The sequence below is a fragment of the Megasphaera sp. UBA4233 genome (assembly GCF_002395615.1).
GTDB classification, from domain to species: Bacteria; Bacillota; Negativicutes; order Veillonellales; family Megasphaeraceae; genus Megasphaera; species Megasphaera hexanoica.
In genome coordinates, this window is sequence record NZ_DGXL01000018.1 from 40,659 (window position 1) to 60,322 (window position 19,664).

The window sequence follows — 19,664 nt, forward strand, 5'->3', positions numbered from 1 at the left end:
ATATGATCCGTTTACAGGATATTACCGTGGCGTATGGATCACGGGTCATTCTGAATCACATCAATCTGGATATCCGCGATGGAGAAACACTGGGGATACTGGGTGCCAGTGGTTCAGGCAAGAGTACCATACTTCGTCTGATTATCGGTCTTCAGAAACCGTCAGGCGGTCATATTTTTATAGACGGTCAGGATATTACAGGCTTTACGGAAGATGAGATGGATCAGGTACGGCTCCATATGGGCATGGTTTTTCAGTATTCAGCCTTATTTGATTCTATGAGTGTCGGTGAGAATGTGGCATTTGGCCTCCGGCAGCATCGTAAACTCCCGGAAGAAGAAATCTGGAAAATTGTCCGGGAAAAATTACATCTCGTCGGGCTGGATCATGTAGAAGATATGATGCCGAACGATTTGTCGGGCGGCATGAAAAAAAGAGTCAGTCTGGCACGGGCCATTGCACTGGAGCCCCGGGTCATATTGTATGATGAACCGACGGCAGGTCTGGATCCGCTGCGCAGTATGGATATCAACAGGCTGATTGTGACGACACAAAGTCAGCTTCATACGACGTCTGTCATCGTTACCCATGATATGGAATCGGCTTTCTTCGTTGCAGACCGGCTGGCTTATCTGGAAAACGGCGTTTTCCGGCTTATTGCAGATAAGGATACCTTCCGGGATTCGCCGGATGAACACATTCAACGATTTATCCACGGCGGTCTGATGCGTCAGGAGGGGAGGTGTGCGCCATGAAATGGAGTGCAGAAGCAAAAGTCGGCCTGGTAACCATTATTGGCGTACTGGTCTTTACCTATGTGGTCATCAATCTGGCTCATGCAGAAATATTTGGCAAACCAGGCTATGTCATTCATGCCATGTTCCGCGATGCCAATGGCTTGCAGAAGGGAAATTCAGTCCGCTATGTCGGTGTTCATGTCGGTAAAGTTACCGATGTGACTCCTTCTAAAAACGGCGTAGACGTTGCCATGAAGATCGATAAGGGTACGGAAATTCCTAAAGGATCGAAACTGGCAATAACGACGGACGGCCTGCTGGGGGAAAAGATTATTTCCATTACGCCGGGCAAGGATTCGACACAGCTCATCGCTGACGGGGAATATCTGAACGGCAATGACGGCAAGACCATGGATGATATGATGGAAAGTACAGGTAAGCTGGTGGCCAGTGCCAATGATATGATTAATAACATTAATAGCGTCATCGGACACCCGGACACGCAAAAAGCGATGCGCGGGACATTTCAGAATATAGAAGGCATAACCGGACGGGTCAATGGCCTGATGGATGCCAATGCCGGCAATATTCAGGAAATGACAGCACATATGGCGTCGGTAACAGCTTCTCTGGATGCCGCTGCGGCCCAGCTGGCTGCTATGAACAGCGATGGAGCTATTTCGGCTAACGTCCGCGATACGGCGGCTAATATGAAGCGCATTACGGATAGTTTTGAGCAGACAGCGCTGGCCGTACAGAAAATTACGACTGATGAGCAGAGCCAGAAAGATTTGCAGAAAACGCTTCATAATACTGCGGAAATATCGGGGAAACTAAATAAGGTTCTCGGTGGGGGGAGCGGATTCAAAACAGAAGGCGATGCCAGTGTCTTATATAATGAGAGTAAAAGTGAAACGGGTGCCGCTGTAAATTTTAAGGTGTACCGGAACCATACATTCGGGCTTCTCGGGGCTGAGAATATAGGTAACGGTACGAAACTGGATTTGCAGTATGGGTTCAGACATCCCCGATTTGATGTCCGGGCCGGCCTCATCCGCGGCGAGCTCGGAATGGGGCTGGATTTTTTTCAGGATAAACCGTTCCAACTCAGCCTGGAGGGGTATGATCCCGATGACTGGCGGTATCGTTTGAAAGCGAAATACCGCCTGACAGACAACATGTTTCTTTTTGGCCAGTTCACGCGGCCCATGAACCGCAGTGACGGTGGCAATTATTATGGTATTGACTATGTCTTTTAAAAGACATTCTGCAATAGATAGCAATTCGATCAATGGGGGTACCCGTAATGGACAAAAACTTGTATAAAAAAATTGTTGTTGCCCTGATGATTTCAACCTTGGGGACGGTGTCTGCATGGGCAGCAGAAGAAGCCGTTGTTCCCGTCGATCTGGGACAGGCAGCTGTTGCTGATTCTGCCCGGAATATGGCTGGCCAGAAGGTTTCCCGGACCGGCAAAAAGGCAGCACGTACGGTAAAGAACCAGGCTGCTGTGACACCGGCAGGAGCTATCGGTGCGTCCGATGTGACACCGCAGCTGCGGGAAGAGCTGGCACAAAAAATCCGTTCCGATATGGAAGCCAGTGCTAAAAGAGCTGCTGCCAGAGGAGAAGCGGATCCAGTCATTGTCGTCGGCCGGGTCGCTTCCGACCAGGCTGTCGATCTGACACTGCCCAAAACGGTGCAGATGGCTCTCGATTACAACCGGGATATCAAGGTGGCCCATTATGCCCTGAACAGTTCTGACTTTGATATCGCCATAGCCAAGGCCGGCAAGATGCCCCAGGTGGGCTATACCTGGAGTGGGGCCAGAGCTATGTCACAAAATATGGGACGAGATGTCATCGGTAATAGTTTTAAAAACAGTTTTAGTGTCAGCATCCCATTGTATACGGGCGGACTGGTAGAAAACGAAATTGCCAATGCCAAGTTGGGAAAGACTAATGCCCAGGAAGAAATGCTCCGCGTCCAGCAGGCGACGAAGTATTCTGCCGTAGAAGGGTATTATGCCCTTCTGGCTTATCAGGAACTGCGTGATGTATACCATGAAGCCGTCGATAATCTGCAGGGACATTTAGATAATGTAACAGCCCAGTACAATGTAGGTACCAAGGCGAAAGTAGATGTCTTGTCTTCTAATGTATCACTGGCCAACTCCAAGACGACGGCCGTAACGGCAGATAATAATGTCGCTATTGCTGAATCAAACCTGAATAACATCCTCGGCCTGCCGTTGCAGACCAAACTGAATCTGGCCGATCATCAGCTGCCTTTTGATACGTATGATATTTCCCTTCAGGAAGCCATTGACTATGCCATGAAATATCGTCCGGAAGTCCTCCAGGCAGCCGTTGCCGTACAGGAAGCAGAAAACAGTATCGGTATTGCCCAGGCTGGCAACAGGCCGACCGTATCTGTCGGTGCCGGCCGTGGCTGGTCGGATGATGATTTCCCCGGTATTGATGATCATAACTGGAGTGTAAGTGGCGGCGTTTCCTGGAGCTTATGGGATGGCGGCGCGACTAATGCCAAAATCAAGAAAGCAAGGGAAACACTCCTTTCCGCCCGGGAAACAGAACAGAAAGCACGGGAATCGGTCCAGCTGGAAGTCAAGCAGGCATACCTCAATATCCGCAGTGCGGCACAGCGCGTAGAAGAAACGACGGCTGTCGTCGATCAGGCGAAGGAAAATTACCGTATCCAGAACATCCGCTATCAGGCTGGTGTTGGCATCAACCTGGATGTCCTCGATGCCCAGCTGAGCCTCAACGAAGCCCAGGTCAACCATATCCAGGCATTGTATGATTATAATGTCGGTATTGCCAAACTGGAACAGGCAATGGGCGTCGATGTCCGCTCCGGTGTCATCCATCCGTCCCTGACAGGGAAATGATGGGAACCTCCTTTTGTTACAATTTAAAGTAAGTTTAAAAAAAGGAAACTGAATCTTTTTATCTGTTTCTTGATTTTAATGAATAGCTTATGTACAATGAAGAGAGAATTGTAATCCTATGATTCTCTCTTCTTTTTTTATAGGAATGGAGGACGACCGTGCGAAAAAAATGGCTTGTATCCGGTGCAGTCTTTGTATTCCTCTTTGCCGCACTCTTTTCCCTGTGGATGGAAAAGCCGGCATTGATGCAAAAACTCTCTGAGACAGTGACGAGTACAGTGAATGATAAAATAAACGGAACACTAACCTTTAGTGCTATGGATGTTTCGTTGTCCGGCCGAGTCAGGCTGCAGGACCCGGTTATCCGGGATATGCAGGGACGTACTGTGCTTTCTGGTTCGGATATACAGATTTTTGTCAATCCCTGGAAAATAGTGGCATCCCTTCCTGATGGTAATCCGGCTGCGGCTATAGAGACGGTGGATATTTCCCAGCCGGTTGTCCATGTGTGGCAGAAACCGTCTGATAATACGTGGAATGTTGCGACGCTTATTAAGACATCGAAGGAAAAGGCGGACAGTGGATTCCGGGCAATTGTGCGGTTTCACGATGGAGCTGTCAGGGCACGGCTGGCCGATGGCACGCTGATTACGGGCAGCGGGGGTGACGGGACCCTCGATTTTACGGCCTACCCGGCTATCTATGGAGATATGACGCTGTATGTCGATGGAGAAAAGCTGACGGCTTCCGGTCATTATACTTCATCGCGGGAATTCGATGTCCTGCTTCGTGGCGATGCTGTTAAAGCATCTTATACATCATCGTTCATTCCGTCTGGAACGGATGTGACTGTAGAAGAAGGTGCGCTCCGTGATATACGGGTCCGTTATGCCCGCTCGCATAACGGGGATTCTCTGTCGGGAACTGCTTCTGTAGATAATCTGTCCGGTACGGCATCGGGCCTTTCCTATGACCAGGTCAGCGGAACGGTGCGGCTGAATTCACAAAACGTCCGGATTGACCGGCTGAAAGGCCGCATTAATGGACAGGATATCAGCGCCTCAGGTGAAGTACGCATCAATGGGGATGTTCCCGTATTCAATCTGGATGTGGATGTACCCGGCGCCGATCTTGCTGCTTTTGCCGATAAGCTGCCAGCTGGCATTTCTGGTACGGCTGCCTTTAAGGGCAGCGTCTGGGGAACGGCCAGTGAAATACGCGGCAGTGGAACACTGACTGTACCAGAATTGACCTATGATGGAACGACACTGTATCATGGCGAAGTTGTCTTTTCTTGCGATGGCAGTCAGGCTGATATATCCCATCTGTCTGCTGATGCAGCTGGAGGCCATCTGGAAGGTTCGGGAACATATAACCTGTCCAGTGGTGATTTTCAGGCCTCTCTCGATGCTGATTCCATCCACCTCGAAGAAATAAGCCAGCTGCCTGTTTCGGTTCTGGGCACGGTGTCGGCTTCCCTGACCGTTTCGGGCAATCAGAATCAGGGGACAGTCCAGGCTTCCGGTCATGCCAGCGCGGCAGGTTTTTCCTATAATGGCATCGAGGCAGATCAGGCGGAAGGTGACTTTATCTATGCTGATGGATTGCTGTCTCTGTCAGGGCTGACTGCTTCCGTGCAGGGAGGAACAGTCCGGGTCCATGGCGTGTATGATACGGAGGGGCCCCGTACGGATCTTTCCTTTACAGCAGACAATCTGCCACTTGATATGGCATCTGCATATGCAGCAGTACCTATGACCGGCACCTTTTCTGCTGCCGGACACCTATATGGTTCCGGACCGGACTGGAATTTGATTTTCCATGCCCGCGACGGCAGTATACAGGGGATGGACTTTGATAGTATCGACGGTTCTCTTTCCGGTAGTGGAAGCCGTATTCTGATACCGTCTGTCGTGTGGCGTTACAACGATGGGACTCATAGAGCCAGTGGTATGGCTGATCTGGATACCCGGCAGGTGAATCTGCAGGTTGTGACACAGCATATGCGTCTGGAACGGCTGCTGCCAGCATTGGGACGGGGAGATATTCCTCTTACAGGCTGGGCCGATAATACGATTACTGTGACGGGCAGTCTCGATCAGCCTTCGGCACAGGGATCGTTCCATCTGACCAGTGGCTCTGCTTATGGCTATTTGTACAAAAATGTCAGTGCCGATTATACATTGCGGGATGGCTCTGTCTATATCACCAACGGCGATATTACAGCCTATGATGCATCTATCCGCGTCGCCGGTTACCTGGGACAGCATATGGATCTGACCCTGGACGGCAGCCATCTCGATATTGCCCGCCTGGTACCGCAAAAAGGGCCTCAGCGTTCCGGTATCATGAATGTCAGAGGGCATCTTGGCGGTACGATGGACAATCCTGTCTTTGAAGGGTCTCTCCAGTCAGACTCACTGACCTTTAATGGCATAGCCCTCGATGATATACAAGGCAACCTCGGTTATTACGGCGGTATTTTCCGGTTGACCGATTTTCATTTTAAACAGAACGGAGGGACTTATGAACTGCGTGGCGGGTATAATCCGGCGAATGGCTGGATTATGGCGCGGGCCCGCGTGCAGGCTGCGGATCTGGGCAGTATCCTGAAACTATCGGGAGCACCCCTGCAGTCCATACAGGGGCGTCTGGAAGGGCAGCTGGCTATCGATGGGACAACCGATGATCCCCGGGCACGTCTGACCGGGACTCTGACCCAGGGATATATTGATGATGCAGCTGTAGAACCTGCCCGTATTGATGTCCAATACGAAAACAATGCCGTACAGATTCATGAACTTACCCTGAAGTCCGGCGATGCCGTGCTGGCTGCCCAGGGATCGTATGCCCTTCATGGGCCGGTACAGATGCAGATTGCTGCCCACCATTTCCCGGCCCGGCTGCTGGCGGCGGTAACGGGACAGACGAATGTCCAGATTGATGCGCCTGTCGATTTTGCAGCTAATCTGAGCGGGACAGGAGATCATCCCAGTGCTGATGTGTCTCTGCAGCTCGGAAGTGGCATGGTCAATGGCATTTCCTTTACTGGCATGTATGCCCTGCTCAATCTGCGGGACCGCATGATTAAGATCCATCAGGCATATATCCTGAAGGATCCGTATAAGGCGAGCGCCTCCGGGACGATTCCCGTAGCGGCTCTGACCGGTGAAAAAACAGACGAATCTATGGACGTTATGGTAAAACTGGATCATGCCGGCCTGGATATACTGACATTTGTCACGCCTCTTATTACTGAAGCCCAGGGCGGACTGAATGGTTCGCTGCAGTTAAAAGGTACGGCTGCGGATCCACAGGTATACGGTACGTTGAGTGTCGATGACGGTTCTTTGTCCATCCGGACCGTGCGTAATCCGCTGACACGGATTACGGGGCAGCTTCAATTTACGGGACGCAAAGCGGCGTTTTCCGGTTCTGCCGTTATGGATAAGGCAAAGGCGAAAAATCCGGGAAAATTGCAGGTACAGGCAGATGCATCCTGGCAGGGATGGGAAGTCACGTCGTACAAAGGATTGCTTGCACTCGATCATCTGGGAGTCGTCTGTCCGTATTTTACCGGACCGCTGACGGGAAACCTGACTGTCTCGCCCGGTGATGGCATGCCATTGCTGTCCGGAACCATTACGATAGATGATACGACACTGGATCTGCCCCTGAGCCTGAGTGATACGGAAAGCAATTTTGATGCCGCTCTCGACATTACGGTCGCACTGGGAGATGATGTGCGGCTGTATAATGGGGCGCTTTACGACCTGATGGTGCATGGCAAGGCTCATTTTGGCGGCACGCTGGCTCATCCCCATGGAACGGGCGGCTTTGAAGCTTCCCGAGGGACTATTCACTATTTGGATACGAATTTCCGTGTATCCCGGGCAAAAGCTGAATTTAATCAGCCCGATACATTCCTCCCCTATCTGGACGTGGAAGGCCATACCCGTGTCGGTCAGTACAATGTCCTGCTCAATCTGCGCGGTCCTGCCGATGCGATGGACCTGATGCTGCGATCCAATCCGCCGCTTACGAAGGCCCAGATTCTTTCCCTGATTACGCTCAGGAACAGCAGTGGCAAAAAAGACAGTTCCCTTAATAGTGAAGATGTCAATACACTTATAGGGAGCGGCATCCGCATGACGCTCAACAGTCTGGGGATTACACAGGCGCTGGAAAAGGCACTGAATCTAGATATGCTCAACATTACGACAGGGTCACTGGATTACAACAGCAAGACAGCTGATGTGGAAAATAATTATTATAATATAGAAATGGGCAAGTATTTGTTCAATGATTTCATGCTGACAGCTGCTTTTGGCCTCAATCATGATGACAACCGCATAGGTATGCAGTATAATTTGGGAAGTAAGTTTGGTGTGGCCGCTTGGAAATCGGCAGATGATTCCTTTATTGGCGGCATGTATAAATACAGCTTCTATTAGGGGGGACAGAAGTTGCTGGAGACATATTTAAAAGAATTACAACAGATAAAACTTCTGGCTCCGGAAGAAGAAAGAGAACTCTGGCGCGCATATAAAGACCGGGGGGACCAGGAGAGCCGGCGGCGGCTCATTGAACAGTACCAGCCGCTGGTTTTCCGGGAAGCGATGCGTTGGCACATTTCCGGGGATATTCTGCAGGACGCCCTGCAGGAAGGAACGCTGGGACTGATTGAAGCGGTGGAACGGTATGATTACGGGCGCAATGTGGCCTTTCCTATTTTTGCCGTCCATCGTATCCGCGGGGAAATCCTGGATTTTCTCCAAAAGGAAAATAAACGGTCTTCCCTGTCTCTCGACGAACCCGATGAAAACGGCGTTACCCTGCGGGATCAGTTGCCAGACGGGGCGGAGGATCTGGCAGACCGGACAGGCCGGCAGATTCTGTTTGAACACGTAGCCCAGACATTACAGCGTCTGCCTCAGAAGGAACAGATCGTCGTGGAAGGCGTCTATCTCAAAGATCAGCAGCAAAAATCCCTGGCCGAGGACCTGTCTGTCAGCCTGCCTTATGTATACCGGCTGCAGAAACGGGGGATCCGCCGTGTGAGAGGCATGCTGAGCCGGTTTATTCATGACAACAAAGAGAAGTAAAAAAGAAAATATGGTATAAACGGGAGAATACGGGAGAAACGATGAGTATTTCCAAGATAGATATCGGCTTCTTCCCATATTTACTTGTTTGTTGAGGCTGTCTTTTTCAGGATTTTATAAACATGCTGGGAAAGGAGCTTGCGCAGTATGGCAAAATCAGATAATGAACGGGCCGAGCGTGTCCGTTCTGCCAGAGCCTGGCTGGAACGGGCTGAAAAGTCTTTTGACAATAAAGCTGATGTCCGTGGGGAACTGAATCTCATGCTGGCAGAAGCGGAGATGAAAAATCTTCGAAAAAACCACGGTATGGGCTGTAAAATCCGCCGGCTGGCGGCAGTCCTGACTGCTTTGGCGCTGGCTCTGGGCATCTGGCAGTTTACACGCCCGGAAGGGCCGCCAGCTGATTATACCCGGCCTGTCCGCGGCGAAACGGCAGCGGATACGTCACGGACGACGATGACAGCGCCGGATTCACAACCTGTAGCTGAGCCGGAATCAATCGTAACGGCAGAAGACAGGGCAGTAGAAGAAATACCGGCGGTGCAACCGGTTCCTGCAAGTACAGATGATACCGGTGTATTGCCGGCAGTACAACAGGGGGAAACAGGACAGGAGACGGAAAGAACGGAACCGCCACCTGCGACTGTACCATATACACAGCCTGTACAAAAAAAGGTTTTATCGGACCGGCAGATACAGGCTGCCGTACAAGATGCGCGTCATAGTTTGCGCGGTGCGGAAACCAAGAAATGACAACGGAGGGTCTTATGATAACACGGAATAAGAAATTTTTATTGATGATGATTACCAGTGCTATGGTGACAAGTCCCGTATGGGCTGCAGACACGGCAACAGGCTATGATGCAGATCCCGGACAGACCGTAGAAAAAAAGGTATCCGCTTCAGACATGACCGCAAAAGACGAAGGAAAGCCTATGGCACTCAATACGGTAGTGACCAGTGCTTCAACGCCGGAGACAGAAGCCGTCATGAAGAATGCAAAATCCGGCCTTACGGGGTACGAAACGGATGAAGAACTGGCAGCCATTGCCAAGGGGGAAAAGCCGGAAGACGTACGCAAGCCGGCTGAAAAAGAACAGGTAGAAAAAATTGAACAGGCCGAACAGGAACGGAAGAGCCAGGTGGCCAAGTCCGTCATCAGCGGCAATACGGGATACGAACAGGGGACGGTCGGTACAGCAGAATCGGCTAAAGAAGAAGGCCTCCCCGGAGCCTCTGTGCCGTACATGGCCGGCCTCGGTGCCGTACAAATCGATACGACGATTCCCAAGTATCCTATGGCGGTACTGGAGCCAGGGCAGGAAAGCACCATGCCCTATGGTAATGTTGTCACCGATGAATCCATCGCTCCTTATGCCAATAAAGTGACGACGGCAGTAAACGTTGGCCCTGTACCGGACCCGGCCATTGAAGCCTACCTGCTGCCGAAATTAGCCATGCGCGTCGGTGATACGGTCAGTGCCGATTATGTCCGCCATGATGTCAATGTCATCGGTTCTACCGGTCTTTTCTCGACGGTCCATCCTTCCTTTACCAACGTGCCGGAAGGGGTGGCCCTAAATTATGCCGTACAGCTCAATCCCGTCATCAACGGTGTAGAAATTACCGGCAATAAAGTCTATAAGACGGAAGCGCTCCAGCAGATGATCCAGTTCGTACCGGGTTCACCGCTGAACAGCACCATCATCAGTAAAGACGTAGCCAACATCAATAATCTCTATGCGAAAGACGGTTATATGTACAGCCATGTATCCAATGCGACGCTGGACAGCAAGGGTATCCTTCATATCGGCATTACGGAATGCCATCTGGAAGATGTCGTCGTCCGCGGTAATACCAAGACGAAATCCCGTGTTGTGACCCGGGAAGTACGCATGAAGAAAGGCGATGTGTTTAACCGTGCCGCCGCCAGCCGCAGTGTGGAACGGATTTACAATACGGGGTACTTTGAAGATATTAACGTCCGCATGCTGCCGGGCAAAAAGAATCCCAACGACGTCATCATGGAAATCGACGTCGTCGAAGCCAAGACCGGCCAGATTTCCATTGGCGGCGGTTATTCCCAGTCGAACGGTATGGTAGGCCTGTTGGGGCTTTCGGAAAGCAATTTCCGCGGTACTGGTGACAAGGTAGCCATTAACTGGGAATTTGGCGGTGAAACTGATTCCAATCACAATTACACGTTCTCCTACACCCATCCGTGGCTCAATGACCATGGCGATTCTATCGGCTTCAGCCTGTTCAACCGGGAATACGATTACGAAGATTACGATGAAAAAGGCAATTCCGTTGCCGATTACGACCGGGAAACAAAAGGCTTCAACCTGACCTATGGCCGCGTCCGCAGCGAATACGTCAGCGATTATGTTACGATAGAAACGAAGCGGACGAAATACGATGAATGGAACAGCGGATTCGATTATAGAAAAAATGGCCAGACTCGCCATGGCAAAGTGTATAACTTTAAAGATATGGATTATCTCGGCAAGAACTTTGGCCGGACGAACAGCCTGACCTGGTCCCACGTCTTCGATAACCGTGATAATGTCTACGATCCGACCCGTGGCAAGAGGATTTCCTACACGGCAGCTATTGCCGGTCATGGCCTGGGCGGTGACTTCGATTACTATAAACTGACTTTTGAAAACCGTCTGTACTACAAAGTAGGCCGCAAGCATGTCATTGCCCTGCGCTTTATGGGCGGCTATGCCAACGGCGATATGCCGTACTATGACCTCTTCACTTTGGGCGGCGCCGATAACCTGCGTGGCTATGAAGACGATGAATTCCGTGGCAATAAGATGTATGCGGCGACGGTAGAATACCGCTATCCGATTGCCAAGAAAATCCAAGGCGTCTTCTTTGTCGATGCCGGTTCTGCCTGGGATGGAACGGAAAATATCCCCTGGTATCAGAACGATGACAGTATCCACGTTTCCACCGGTCTCGGATTCCGCATCACGACGCCAATCGGGCCTATCCGCCTGGATTACGGCGTCGGCGACGATGGCGGCAAGTTCCACTTCAGCTTTGGTGGTAAGTTCTGATGTATGCAGACGATAGGTGGGATACGTCGTGTTTCGCACTTGTTTATTGACGATTCTCTTTGTCTGTGCTAGTCTAGGTAGTGCCATAGCGGCACCCGTAACTCATGTGGCGGTACGCGTCTCTTCTCTGGGAGAGGCCATACCGCCTCTTGTCGAGAAGAGGATATGTGCCAGCATTGAGACGATTGGGAACCACGTGTTCCTCGGTGCCGATGACCAGGCCGTGCTGAACCGGCAGGATGAGTATACCCGCATGGTTTACGACATTACGGACCGCGTGCTCATAGGGTATACGGTCGAACATATCGAACTCGTGCCGGGACCGGAAACGACGCTGTCTGTGCAGATCCGCCCCTGGGGAAGTACCATACGCCGGGTACATGTCCGCTTTGACTATGGATCTCTTCCGACATTGGGACAAGAAATGGCGGGCAGGGACCTGACCGGCGTTTCGGCTTTTATTGAAAATCTCCTGACCGGTCTTCCCGTCGATGCTCTGGACTGGGCAAATGGCACGGTCAAGGCTGTTATGGAGACGGAACTGGAGACAGAACTTCCAGAATTTTATCCGCACATTGTCATTACGCCCGGCGCGGATACGACGGTAGAAGTGTATTTTCTGCCGGTACTTCCCGTTGTGCGCAATGTCAACGTCCGCGTCGATGCGGAAAACCTGCCCAAGATCATCTTTCTCAGTACGCGCAAGCATATGGAAGACCGTTATGCAGGCCTGAATGGCCTGCCTGTTGCATTTGTGCGCCGCCATCAGCGCGATGTAGAGCGTGATTTGCAGCAGCATCTGAATGACCAGTGGGTCATAAAGAAATATAAGCTGCGCGTCCTTCCCAGTCTTTCCGTTGCTGAAAATATGGATATCCATTTAAAATCGGAAACGGATTTTTACGATGTCCGCGCACAGGCCTACATAGACGTCAGCAGGGACAGTGATGCCTATCATGATAAAGAAGATAATACGGTCCTGCGGGCCCATGTGGGCAGAAAAATCGGCAAACACCATGAGTTGTATACAGACGTGGAATTCATGCCTGCTTCTGTAGCCTGGAACTTCATTCCCGGTTACGGGTATCAGCCCCGCAAGGGAACTTGGATGGGATATAATTTTGAAAGCCAGGATGACAGCCATCATCTTTGGCTGCGGCAGGAATTAGGGGGCCGCTGGTCTTTCCGGTTCGATAAAGATCTGACAAACCATGATGAAGAGGCGGGACTCTTGTACCGTCTCCATGAATACGTCGGTTTGGAGTATATCATTTCCGGCCACGATACGTGGCTGCGGGTTATTGGCTATTTATAAGGAATTGCAAAGGAGTAATGTTACTATGATGTCAGAAATGGGTAAGAAAAAGAATGTCAAGATTTTTTCCGCTGTCATTGCAGCGATTTTTGTACTGAGTGTTGCCGGCATTGCCGTCATGCAGATGGGCAATCCCGTCAGTGCGGCGCCGTCCAGCAATATCGGCGTCGTCGATATGAGCAAGGTCATTCCGCCCGATAATCAAGATGTAGCCAATGCACAGAAAGAAATGCAGCAGGCCTCGGAAGATGCCAAGAAAAAATTTGAAGAACAGTCCCAGGGTATGACCGATGAACAGAAGAGTCAGCTCTATCAGCAGATTCAGGAAGAAATGACGAAAAAACAAGAAGACATCTATAAGGGCGTCAAAGATAAAGTCGATGAAGCCGTCGGCAGCGTTGCCAGCACGAAAGGCCTGAGCCTTGTCGTCGATAAACGGGCCGTTCTCTATGGTGGTCAGGATATTACAGAACAGGTTTCCAAGAAACTGAGTGAATCCCAGTCCAAGTAAGGATATTGCCATGAAGCGTAATTATGCGGCAGCTGCTGGCGCCGTAGTGCTGGCCTTTTGCCTGGCTGTGGCTTTCTGGATGATGCACAGCCGGACGCCGGCTGTGCCTGTTACAGAAAAAGGGCCGGTTATTGCCTGCGCCGATGTAGAACACATCATGATGAGCCATCCCTCGTACAGCCAGTACCATCGCCTGGAACTGGAATATAATGCGATGGTAGCCCAGTATCAGTTTGAACAGTGGCATTACTCGAAGCAGGCCGCATCCCAAGGGCAGGCGGCGAAAGACTTTTCTATGACCGATGCGTTGTCATCAGCGGCTCTGGATCAGGAATTACAGGCCCGGGTGGCCATTAAACAGAATGAATTGAATGCGGCGCTGGAGCAGCGGTATCAGACTCTGATCCGGGAACGCCGGCAGACACAGCCGGCCCTTTCCGATGAAGAAAATCTGAAAATCGTTAATCTCCGGCTGAAACTGGCTGCATTGGCCCTGTCCCCGTCGGAACGTAAGGCCACAGAACAGGAACTGCAGGCACTGTTGCGCAAAAGCGGTGGCGACCATCAGACGGACGCGGCTGCAGCGGCGGATATTGCCGCTGCCATGGCTCCCGATAAGGAAAAAGCACAGAAAGAACTGCAGGCATATGCGCTTCAGGTAAAAGATGAACTGACGGCCCGGCAGCAATCCAGCCGGGAATCATTCACGAAACAAATGGATTCTTTTGAGAAGCGTCCGGAGCCGGCTGTCTGGAATGCGGCCTGGAAAGAGAAACTTGAAGCAAAAGAAAAAGAAATGAAAGATCAGAAAGAAGCCATCCTGGCAGATATCCGGGATAAAGCGGCGGCCGTTGCGGAAGAACAGGGAATCGATATCATATTCTCTGAATACGAAGGCATCGGCACGGCGCTGGATGTGACCGATGATATCATTGTCAAGCTGGCATAACAGGAGGCATTATACGAATGAAACGGATAGGTAAACGATTGGCTGCTGTTTTATGCATGATAGCGGCAGTTGCCGTACTCAGCGGCTGCGGTAGTGAAGATAAAGTAGGCTATGTAGATATGAGCCGCGTACAGAAAGAAGCACCGGCCGTACAGCAGTACCAACAGAAGATAGAAGAAAAGGGCAAATCTCTCGATGCCGAACTGCAGCAGGCCCAGCAGTCCATGTCAGCGGAAGATTTCCAGAAGAAACAGCAGCAGGCATTACAGGAAAAGCAGATATACGCAGCCAGTATGCAGCGTCAGTTCATGACCGATATCCAGAGCAAATTAGGGGATATCGCCAAGGATAAAAACGTCGGCATCATCGTCTATAAGGAAGTCGTTCCCAACGGCGGTGTCGATGTAACCGATGATTTGATTGCGAAATTACAATAAAGGGGTTGACTATGTTGAAGAAGACAGTACAGGAGTTGGCCGCCATACTGGGCGGTACGGTGATCGGTGATGGCACGCGGGAAATTGAAGATATCAAGGGGCTGCAGGAAGCAGGTCTGGAGGATATCACCTTTGCAGTAGATCCATATACGGAATATCTGCCTCAGGTTCATGCCGGTGCCGTCATTGTGGAAAAAGAAGTCCCGGCCGGGGATAATACACTCGTACTGGTAAAAAATCCGCGCCTGGCTTTTTCCCAGCTCCTGGTGCTCTTCCATCCCCGGCAGACCGTGGCCCGGGGCATTCATCCTACGGCCATCGTAGATGACAGTGCTGTCCTGGGGGACAATGCCGCTGTCATGGCCTATGCTGTCATTGGCAGGAATGTCAGCATAGGAAAGAACTGCGTCATTTATCCCTATGTTTTCATTGGCGACAATGTCTCTATCGGTGACGATGCCGTCATTTATCCCGGTGCTGTCATCCACGAAAACTGCCAGCTCGGAGATCGTCTTGTCGTCCGTGCCCATGCGGTTATCGGCGGTGAAGGTTTTGGCTTTGCTACAAACGAAGGCCGTCATACGCGCATTCCCCAGATTGGCAATGTCAAAATCGGCGATGACGTAGAAATCGGGGCCTGTACGTGCATCGATAATGGAACTCTTGACAGCACCGTTGTCAAACGGGGTACTAAAATAGACAATCTTGTCCATCTCGGCCATAATGTGGAAATCGGGGAAGACTGCTTCATCATAGCCCAGGTAGGGATTGCCGGCAGTACCAAGGCGGGTAATCACTGCATCTTTGCCGGCCAGGTGGGCTGTACAGGCCATATTACCATCGGAGACAATGCTGTTTTTGCGGGAAAGACCGGGATAACCGGCAATGCGGAAGGAAACCAGGTCTATGCCGGATATCCGATGCAGCCTCATATGGAATGGAAACGGTCCCAGGTATATTTGAAACACTTGCCGGACATGGCGAAAAAAATCAAACAGCTGGAAAAGAAAATTGCTGAATTAGAAAAAAAGACAGCTGAATAAGAGGCAGCCTATGTATACCTTTATGAAAATACTAAGCTGGATCATATGCCATCTGCCCGAAGGCGTGCGGCGTGCGCTGGGACATTTCCTGGGCTGGTTCTTCTGGACCTTTGTCCCCCGAAAAAGAAAGCGGCTGGCTCAGCAGCAGATATTGGATTGTGGTATTACCAATGATCCGGAAAGAGCCATGGAGATTGCCAAGGCGAGCAGCTGCCGCTTTGGACCTATGATCATCGAGGTGTTATCCTATCCGATTTATACGAAAGAAATATTGGATAAGAAGATTACCTGGCATGGGAAGGAATATCTGGACGAGCTGAAAGAAAGCGGTGAAGGCGCCGTTTTCATGGCTTCTCACGCGGGAAACTGGGAATTATTGGGAGCGGTTCTTGCCATGAACGGTTATCCGCTTATTTCCGTGGCCCAACAGCAGAACAGTCACAGCGCCGATGCTTTTATCAACGAATACCGGGCGATGATGAAACAGCATGTCACGTACAAGACGGGAATCCGCGATATGGTGCGTTTTCTCCAAAATGGCCATTATATCGGTCTCTTGATGGATCAGGATCCGGGATATACAGGCATTATGGTCCGGTTATTCGGCCGTGATACGCTGACGGCTGACGGACCGGCTAAAATGGCAGGAATCAAAAATTATCCGATTATTTCTACGTTTATTCATGAAGACAGACCTTATCATCACGTCATAGACGTGTTGCCGCCCATCCGGCCGTATACGGCGGATCACCGCCTGTCCAAAGAAGAAAAGGAACGCATCGTCTATGCGACGACGCAGGCATTAAATGACCGGCTGGAAGAACGGATCCGGAAATATCCGGAAGACTGGTTCTGGCTTCACAACCGTTGGAAATGGACAAAACGCTATAAAGAAAAGGTAGCAAATGGTGAAATGGCTGCCAGAGGATAATCTGGCCAGAAGGGATTTTTCCGGCAATTCTTTATCCGATGACAGGTTATAGATGAAAAAATTGGCATACGAAGCAAGTCAGGCTTCGTATGCCAATTTTTTGGGGATTCGTCCATTTATATCCAGCCAAACCTGCGGCAGGCATGGAATATGCCGCCCTTGTCATTGTCATCGGTAATATAATCGGCCCGTTCCTTGAGCTGGGGACGGGCATTTCCCATAGCGATGCGGAAGAAGGGTGATACAAACATGGCGATGTCGTTGAGGCCGTCGCCGAATACGACTACGTCTTCCAGGGGAGCTCCGGCGTGTTCCATGAACCGGCGGATACCGGCACCTTTATCGGTCGGTTCCACGAGATACGTATTGGTAATGTACGGAAGCCGGGAGAGACCATATGTATCCAGAGGCGGATCACCTGCTGCCGGACGGACGTGGACGATTTTATAAATCGTCGTCAGGGAATCGATGTCCACAGGAGTTACATCGGTTTGGAATAATTGCGACTGTCCAAGATGGCGGAACGATTCATATGGCGTATGCCGGACCATTGTATTGTCTGTAAAGACGGCCCAGGGAAGATGGCGCCGTTCCAGTTCGTGGAGAAGGGCCCGGCAGTTGGCGATGGGCAGACCATTCATTTCTATGAGCGTATTATCTATGGTGAGACTATTGCCACCATCACTGACGAGCGATGTGATTCCATACCGACTGGCTGTACGGAAGCCATCACATTGTAATCTGCCCGTAGCAATAGCTACACTGTGTCCGAGCTGCCGCAGGCGGTTCAGACAGTATACCGTATCTGCCGGGATGATTTGTGATATATCAAGTCCCAGGGTACGGTCGATATCAAAAAAGAAATATTTTTTCCTCATGATACAATCCTTTCTATAAAAGAAATATCAAGTAACATTATACGGAGAAACAACGGAATATTCAATTAGTAATCCGTATCATGCACCCGTTTTGGTCAGATACATGGTAAATTATATGTCAAGTCTTGATTTTTTCTATGTATTTGATTATACTAAATGCAAGAGAAAACCCTACTGTGTTCGTAAAATGATCTCGTGTTTTGAACCAACATCTTTTACATTGGGAGTCCGGGCTCTATGGCTGCCAGGCAATGCCTTCACTGGACTGTCGAACTCCATAGGAGGACACCCACCTGCTCAGGCAGGCTCAAAACTTGGTTTATAAACGGCATGGTGGGGCTTCTTTTTCTGTATAATTCATTGTGAAGATTGAGTGCCGCTAAGTTATCTTGGCGGCTTTCTATTTACAGCAGGTGAGAACAAATGAACGGAGACGATTTATTTTCTCTGGCAGCGGAAGAACAGCAGCCTCTTCTGGCCCCTCTTGCCGTGCGTATGCGGCCGGAAACACTGGATGAAATCTGCGGGCAGGATACGCTGATCGGCCCGGGCAGTTTCCTCCGGGCCATGATTGAAAAAGATACGCTGCCCAGTCTTCTCTTTTACGGGCCTTCCGGTGTTGGAAAAACGACGCTGGCCCATGTGATAGCTCATGCGACGCATAGCCGGTTTGTCAAAGTCAATGCCGTTACGGCGGGGACGGCTGAATTGCGCAAGGTCATACAGGAAGCCAGAGATGCCATACAGATGTATCAGAAGCGGACTATCCTTTTCATTGATGAAATACACCGCTTCAATAAAAGCCAGCAGGACGTGCTTTTGCCATATGTAGAAGACGGCACGGTCATTCTTATCGGGGCTACGACAGAAAACCCGTATTTCGAAGTGAACCGGCCGCTTTTGTCGCGTCTGCGTGTCCTCACGTTTTCACCTTTGGGCAGAGAGGATATTGCCAGGATATTGATGCGGGCTCTGACGGACCAGGAAAAGGGCCTGGGCAGTCTGCATATACAGGCTGATGCAGGTGTCTTACAGCTTCTGGCGGATGGGGCAGACTGCGATGCCCGGGCCGGACTGAATCTCCTGGAACAGGCCTGTATGCTCGTTCCCGAAGGTGGCAGACTAAAAAAAGAGACGGTAGAAAAAGTTATGGGTCATGCACTGTATACGTATGACAAACAAGGTGATGCCCATTATGATACGATTTCTGCCTTTATCAAGAGCATGCGCGGTTCTGACCCCGATGCGGCCCTTCATTATCTGGCCCGCATGATAGAAGCGGGAGAACAGCCTTCTTTTATTGCCCGGCGTCTGGTCATCTGTGCGGCTGAAGACGTAGGCCTGGCAGATCCGCAGGCACTAGTAGTAGCCAACGCGGCTGCCCAGGCGGTAGAACTTGTCGGCTGGCCGGAAGGACGGATTATTTTGTCAGAAGCTGTCATTTACGTATCCTGCGCGCCCAAGAGCAATAGCGCTTATATGGCGATAGACCGGGCATTGCATGATGTGCGGCGGGGCGGATGTGGAGAAATCCCGGCATGGCTCCGCGATGCTCATTATCAGGGAGCTTCTTCTCTGGGACATGGAGCGGGGTATAAATATCCCCATGATTATCCCGGTGGCTGGGTACGGCAGCAGTATCTGCCGGATCCACTCAAAGACCGGCAGTATTATGAAGCAACGAATCACGGAAAAGAAGATGTCATGGCGGAAAAATGGCATAAACGCCGTAGCTGTGATAAATAAGTCAGAATGCATATATGGTTTGGAAGGTGAAAG

The 19,664-nt window shown here is 50.7% G+C and carries 15 protein-coding genes and 1 other RNA gene; 15 read left to right on the forward strand and 1 reads right to left on the reverse strand.

From position 1 onward, the window contains the following. The first annotated feature begins 2 nt into the window (after positions 1-2). The 13 genes from B2U90_RS04795 (at position 3) to B2U90_RS04855 (ending at position 17,007) form a co-directional block, all read left to right on the forward strand. Positions 3-755: an ABC transporter ATP-binding protein gene (locus B2U90_RS04795; RefSeq protein ID WP_292017231.1), complete on the forward strand. Its 753-nt coding sequence runs from the start codon at positions 3-5 to the stop codon at positions 753-755. Next, positions 752-1,996: an MlaD family protein gene (locus B2U90_RS04800; protein ID WP_059075538.1), complete on the forward strand. Its 1,245-nt coding sequence runs from the start codon at positions 752-754 to the stop codon at positions 1,994-1,996. The genes B2U90_RS04795 and B2U90_RS04800 overlap by 4 nt, the downstream gene beginning before the upstream one ends. A gap of 47 nt (positions 1,997-2,043) precedes the next feature. Then, the gene (locus tag B2U90_RS04805) at positions 2,044-3,648 is read left to right on the forward strand and encodes a TolC family protein (protein ID WP_292017232.1); all 1,605 of its coding nucleotides are present in this window, start codon (positions 2,044-2,046) and stop codon (positions 3,646-3,648) included. Positions 3,649-3,806: 158 nt separating this feature from the next. Continuing rightward, entirely contained in the window at positions 3,807-8,102 is a 4,296-nt protein-coding gene (locus B2U90_RS04810; protein WP_292017233.1) for a translocation/assembly module TamB domain-containing protein, read from the forward strand. 12 nt (positions 8,103-8,114) lie between these two features. After that, complete coding sequence (locus B2U90_RS04815) at positions 8,115-8,753, forward strand: sigma-70 family RNA polymerase sigma factor (RefSeq protein WP_059075540.1); 639 nt, start codon at positions 8,115-8,117, stop codon at positions 8,751-8,753. A 147-nt stretch (positions 8,754-8,900) separates the two neighbouring features. After that, positions 8,901-9,506 carry a hypothetical protein gene (locus B2U90_RS04820; RefSeq protein ID WP_292017234.1) on the forward strand — a complete coding sequence of 202 codons (606 nt, stop codon included), beginning with the start codon at positions 8,901-8,903 and terminating at the stop codon, positions 9,504-9,506. Between the two features lie 14 nt (positions 9,507-9,520). Beyond that, complete coding sequence (locus B2U90_RS04825; RefSeq protein ID WP_292017235.1) at positions 9,521-11,821, forward strand: BamA/OMP85 family outer membrane protein; 2,301 nt, start codon at positions 9,521-9,523, stop codon at positions 11,819-11,821. Between the two features lie 28 nt (positions 11,822-11,849). Next, positions 11,850-13,136 carry a hypothetical protein gene (locus B2U90_RS04830; protein ID WP_236699618.1) on the forward strand — a complete coding sequence of 429 codons (1,287 nt, stop codon included), beginning with the start codon at positions 11,850-11,852 and terminating at the stop codon, positions 13,134-13,136. Between the two features lie 25 nt (positions 13,137-13,161). After that, positions 13,162-13,647 (forward strand): OmpH family outer membrane protein, encoded by a 486-nt coding sequence (locus B2U90_RS04835; RefSeq protein ID WP_059075544.1) that lies wholly within the window; start codon positions 13,162-13,164, stop codon positions 13,645-13,647. A gap of 10 nt (positions 13,648-13,657) precedes the next feature. Beyond that, on the forward strand, positions 13,658-14,596 hold the full coding sequence (locus B2U90_RS04840) for an OmpH family outer membrane protein (RefSeq protein WP_292017236.1): 939 nt from the start codon (positions 13,658-13,660) through the stop codon (positions 14,594-14,596). Positions 14,597-14,613: 17 nt separating this feature from the next. Then, positions 14,614-15,033 carry an OmpH family outer membrane protein gene (locus tag B2U90_RS04845; RefSeq protein WP_113855105.1) on the forward strand — a complete coding sequence of 140 codons (420 nt, stop codon included), beginning with the start codon at positions 14,614-14,616 and terminating at the stop codon, positions 15,031-15,033. 14 nt (positions 15,034-15,047) lie between these two features. Next, complete coding sequence (lpxD, locus tag B2U90_RS04850; protein ID WP_292017242.1) at positions 15,048-16,076, forward strand: UDP-3-O-(3-hydroxymyristoyl)glucosamine N-acyltransferase; 1,029 nt, start codon at positions 15,048-15,050, stop codon at positions 16,074-16,076. Between the two features lie 10 nt (positions 16,077-16,086). Next, positions 16,087-17,007, forward strand: coding sequence for a lysophospholipid acyltransferase family protein (locus tag B2U90_RS04855; protein ID WP_292017237.1), 921 nt, complete (start codon positions 16,087-16,089; stop codon positions 17,005-17,007). Between the two features lie 116 nt (positions 17,008-17,123). On the opposite strand, the gene B2U90_RS04860 is transcribed toward B2U90_RS04855, so the two are convergent. Beyond that, complete coding sequence (locus tag B2U90_RS04860; RefSeq protein WP_059075549.1) at positions 17,124-17,885, reverse strand: HAD hydrolase family protein; 762 nt, start codon at positions 17,883-17,885, stop codon at positions 17,124-17,126. Between the two features lie 165 nt (positions 17,886-18,050). Here B2U90_RS04860 and ssrS point away from each other — a divergent pair. Both ssrS and B2U90_RS04870 read left to right on the forward strand, forming a co-directional pair. Continuing rightward, a non-coding RNA gene (ssrS, locus tag B2U90_RS04865) (6S RNA) lies at positions 18,051-18,229 on the forward strand. A 79-nt stretch (positions 18,230-18,308) separates the two neighbouring features. Beyond that, positions 18,309-19,631 (forward strand): replication-associated recombination protein A, encoded by a 1,323-nt coding sequence (locus B2U90_RS04870; RefSeq protein ID WP_059075550.1) that lies wholly within the window; start codon positions 18,309-18,311, stop codon positions 19,629-19,631. Positions 19,632-19,664: the final 33 nt, after the last annotated feature.

Excerpts from the sequence above, each read along its gene's own strand:
- B2U90_RS04795 (WP_292017231.1), top strand. The coding sequence starts at position 3 with ATGATCCGTTTACAGGATATTACCGTGGCGTATGGATCACGGGTCATT.
- B2U90_RS04800 (WP_059075538.1), top strand. The coding sequence starts at position 752 with ATGAAATGGAGTGCAGAAGCAAAAGTCGGCCTGGTAACCATTATTGGC.
- B2U90_RS04805 (WP_292017232.1), top strand. The coding sequence starts at position 2,044 with ATGGACAAAAACTTGTATAAAAAAATTGTTGTTGCCCTGATGATTTCA.
- B2U90_RS04820 (WP_292017234.1), top strand. The coding sequence starts at position 8,901 with ATGGCAAAATCAGATAATGAACGGGCCGAGCGTGTCCGTTCTGCCAGA.
- B2U90_RS04825 (WP_292017235.1), top strand. The coding sequence starts at position 9,521 with ATGATAACACGGAATAAGAAATTTTTATTGATGATGATTACCAGTGCT.
- B2U90_RS04835 (WP_059075544.1), top strand. The coding sequence starts at position 13,162 with ATGATGTCAGAAATGGGTAAGAAAAAGAATGTCAAGATTTTTTCCGCT.
- B2U90_RS04840 (WP_292017236.1), top strand. The coding sequence starts at position 13,658 with ATGAAGCGTAATTATGCGGCAGCTGCTGGCGCCGTAGTGCTGGCCTTT.
- B2U90_RS04845 (WP_113855105.1), top strand. The coding sequence starts at position 14,614 with ATGAAACGGATAGGTAAACGATTGGCTGCTGTTTTATGCATGATAGCG.
- B2U90_RS04855 (WP_292017237.1), top strand. The coding sequence starts at position 16,087 with ATGTATACCTTTATGAAAATACTAAGCTGGATCATATGCCATCTGCCC.
- B2U90_RS04860 (WP_059075549.1), bottom strand. The coding sequence starts at position 17,885 with ATGAGGAAAAAATATTTCTTTTTTGATATCGACCGTACCCTGGGACTT.
- B2U90_RS04870 (WP_059075550.1), top strand. The coding sequence starts at position 18,309 with ATGAACGGAGACGATTTATTTTCTCTGGCAGCGGAAGAACAGCAGCCT.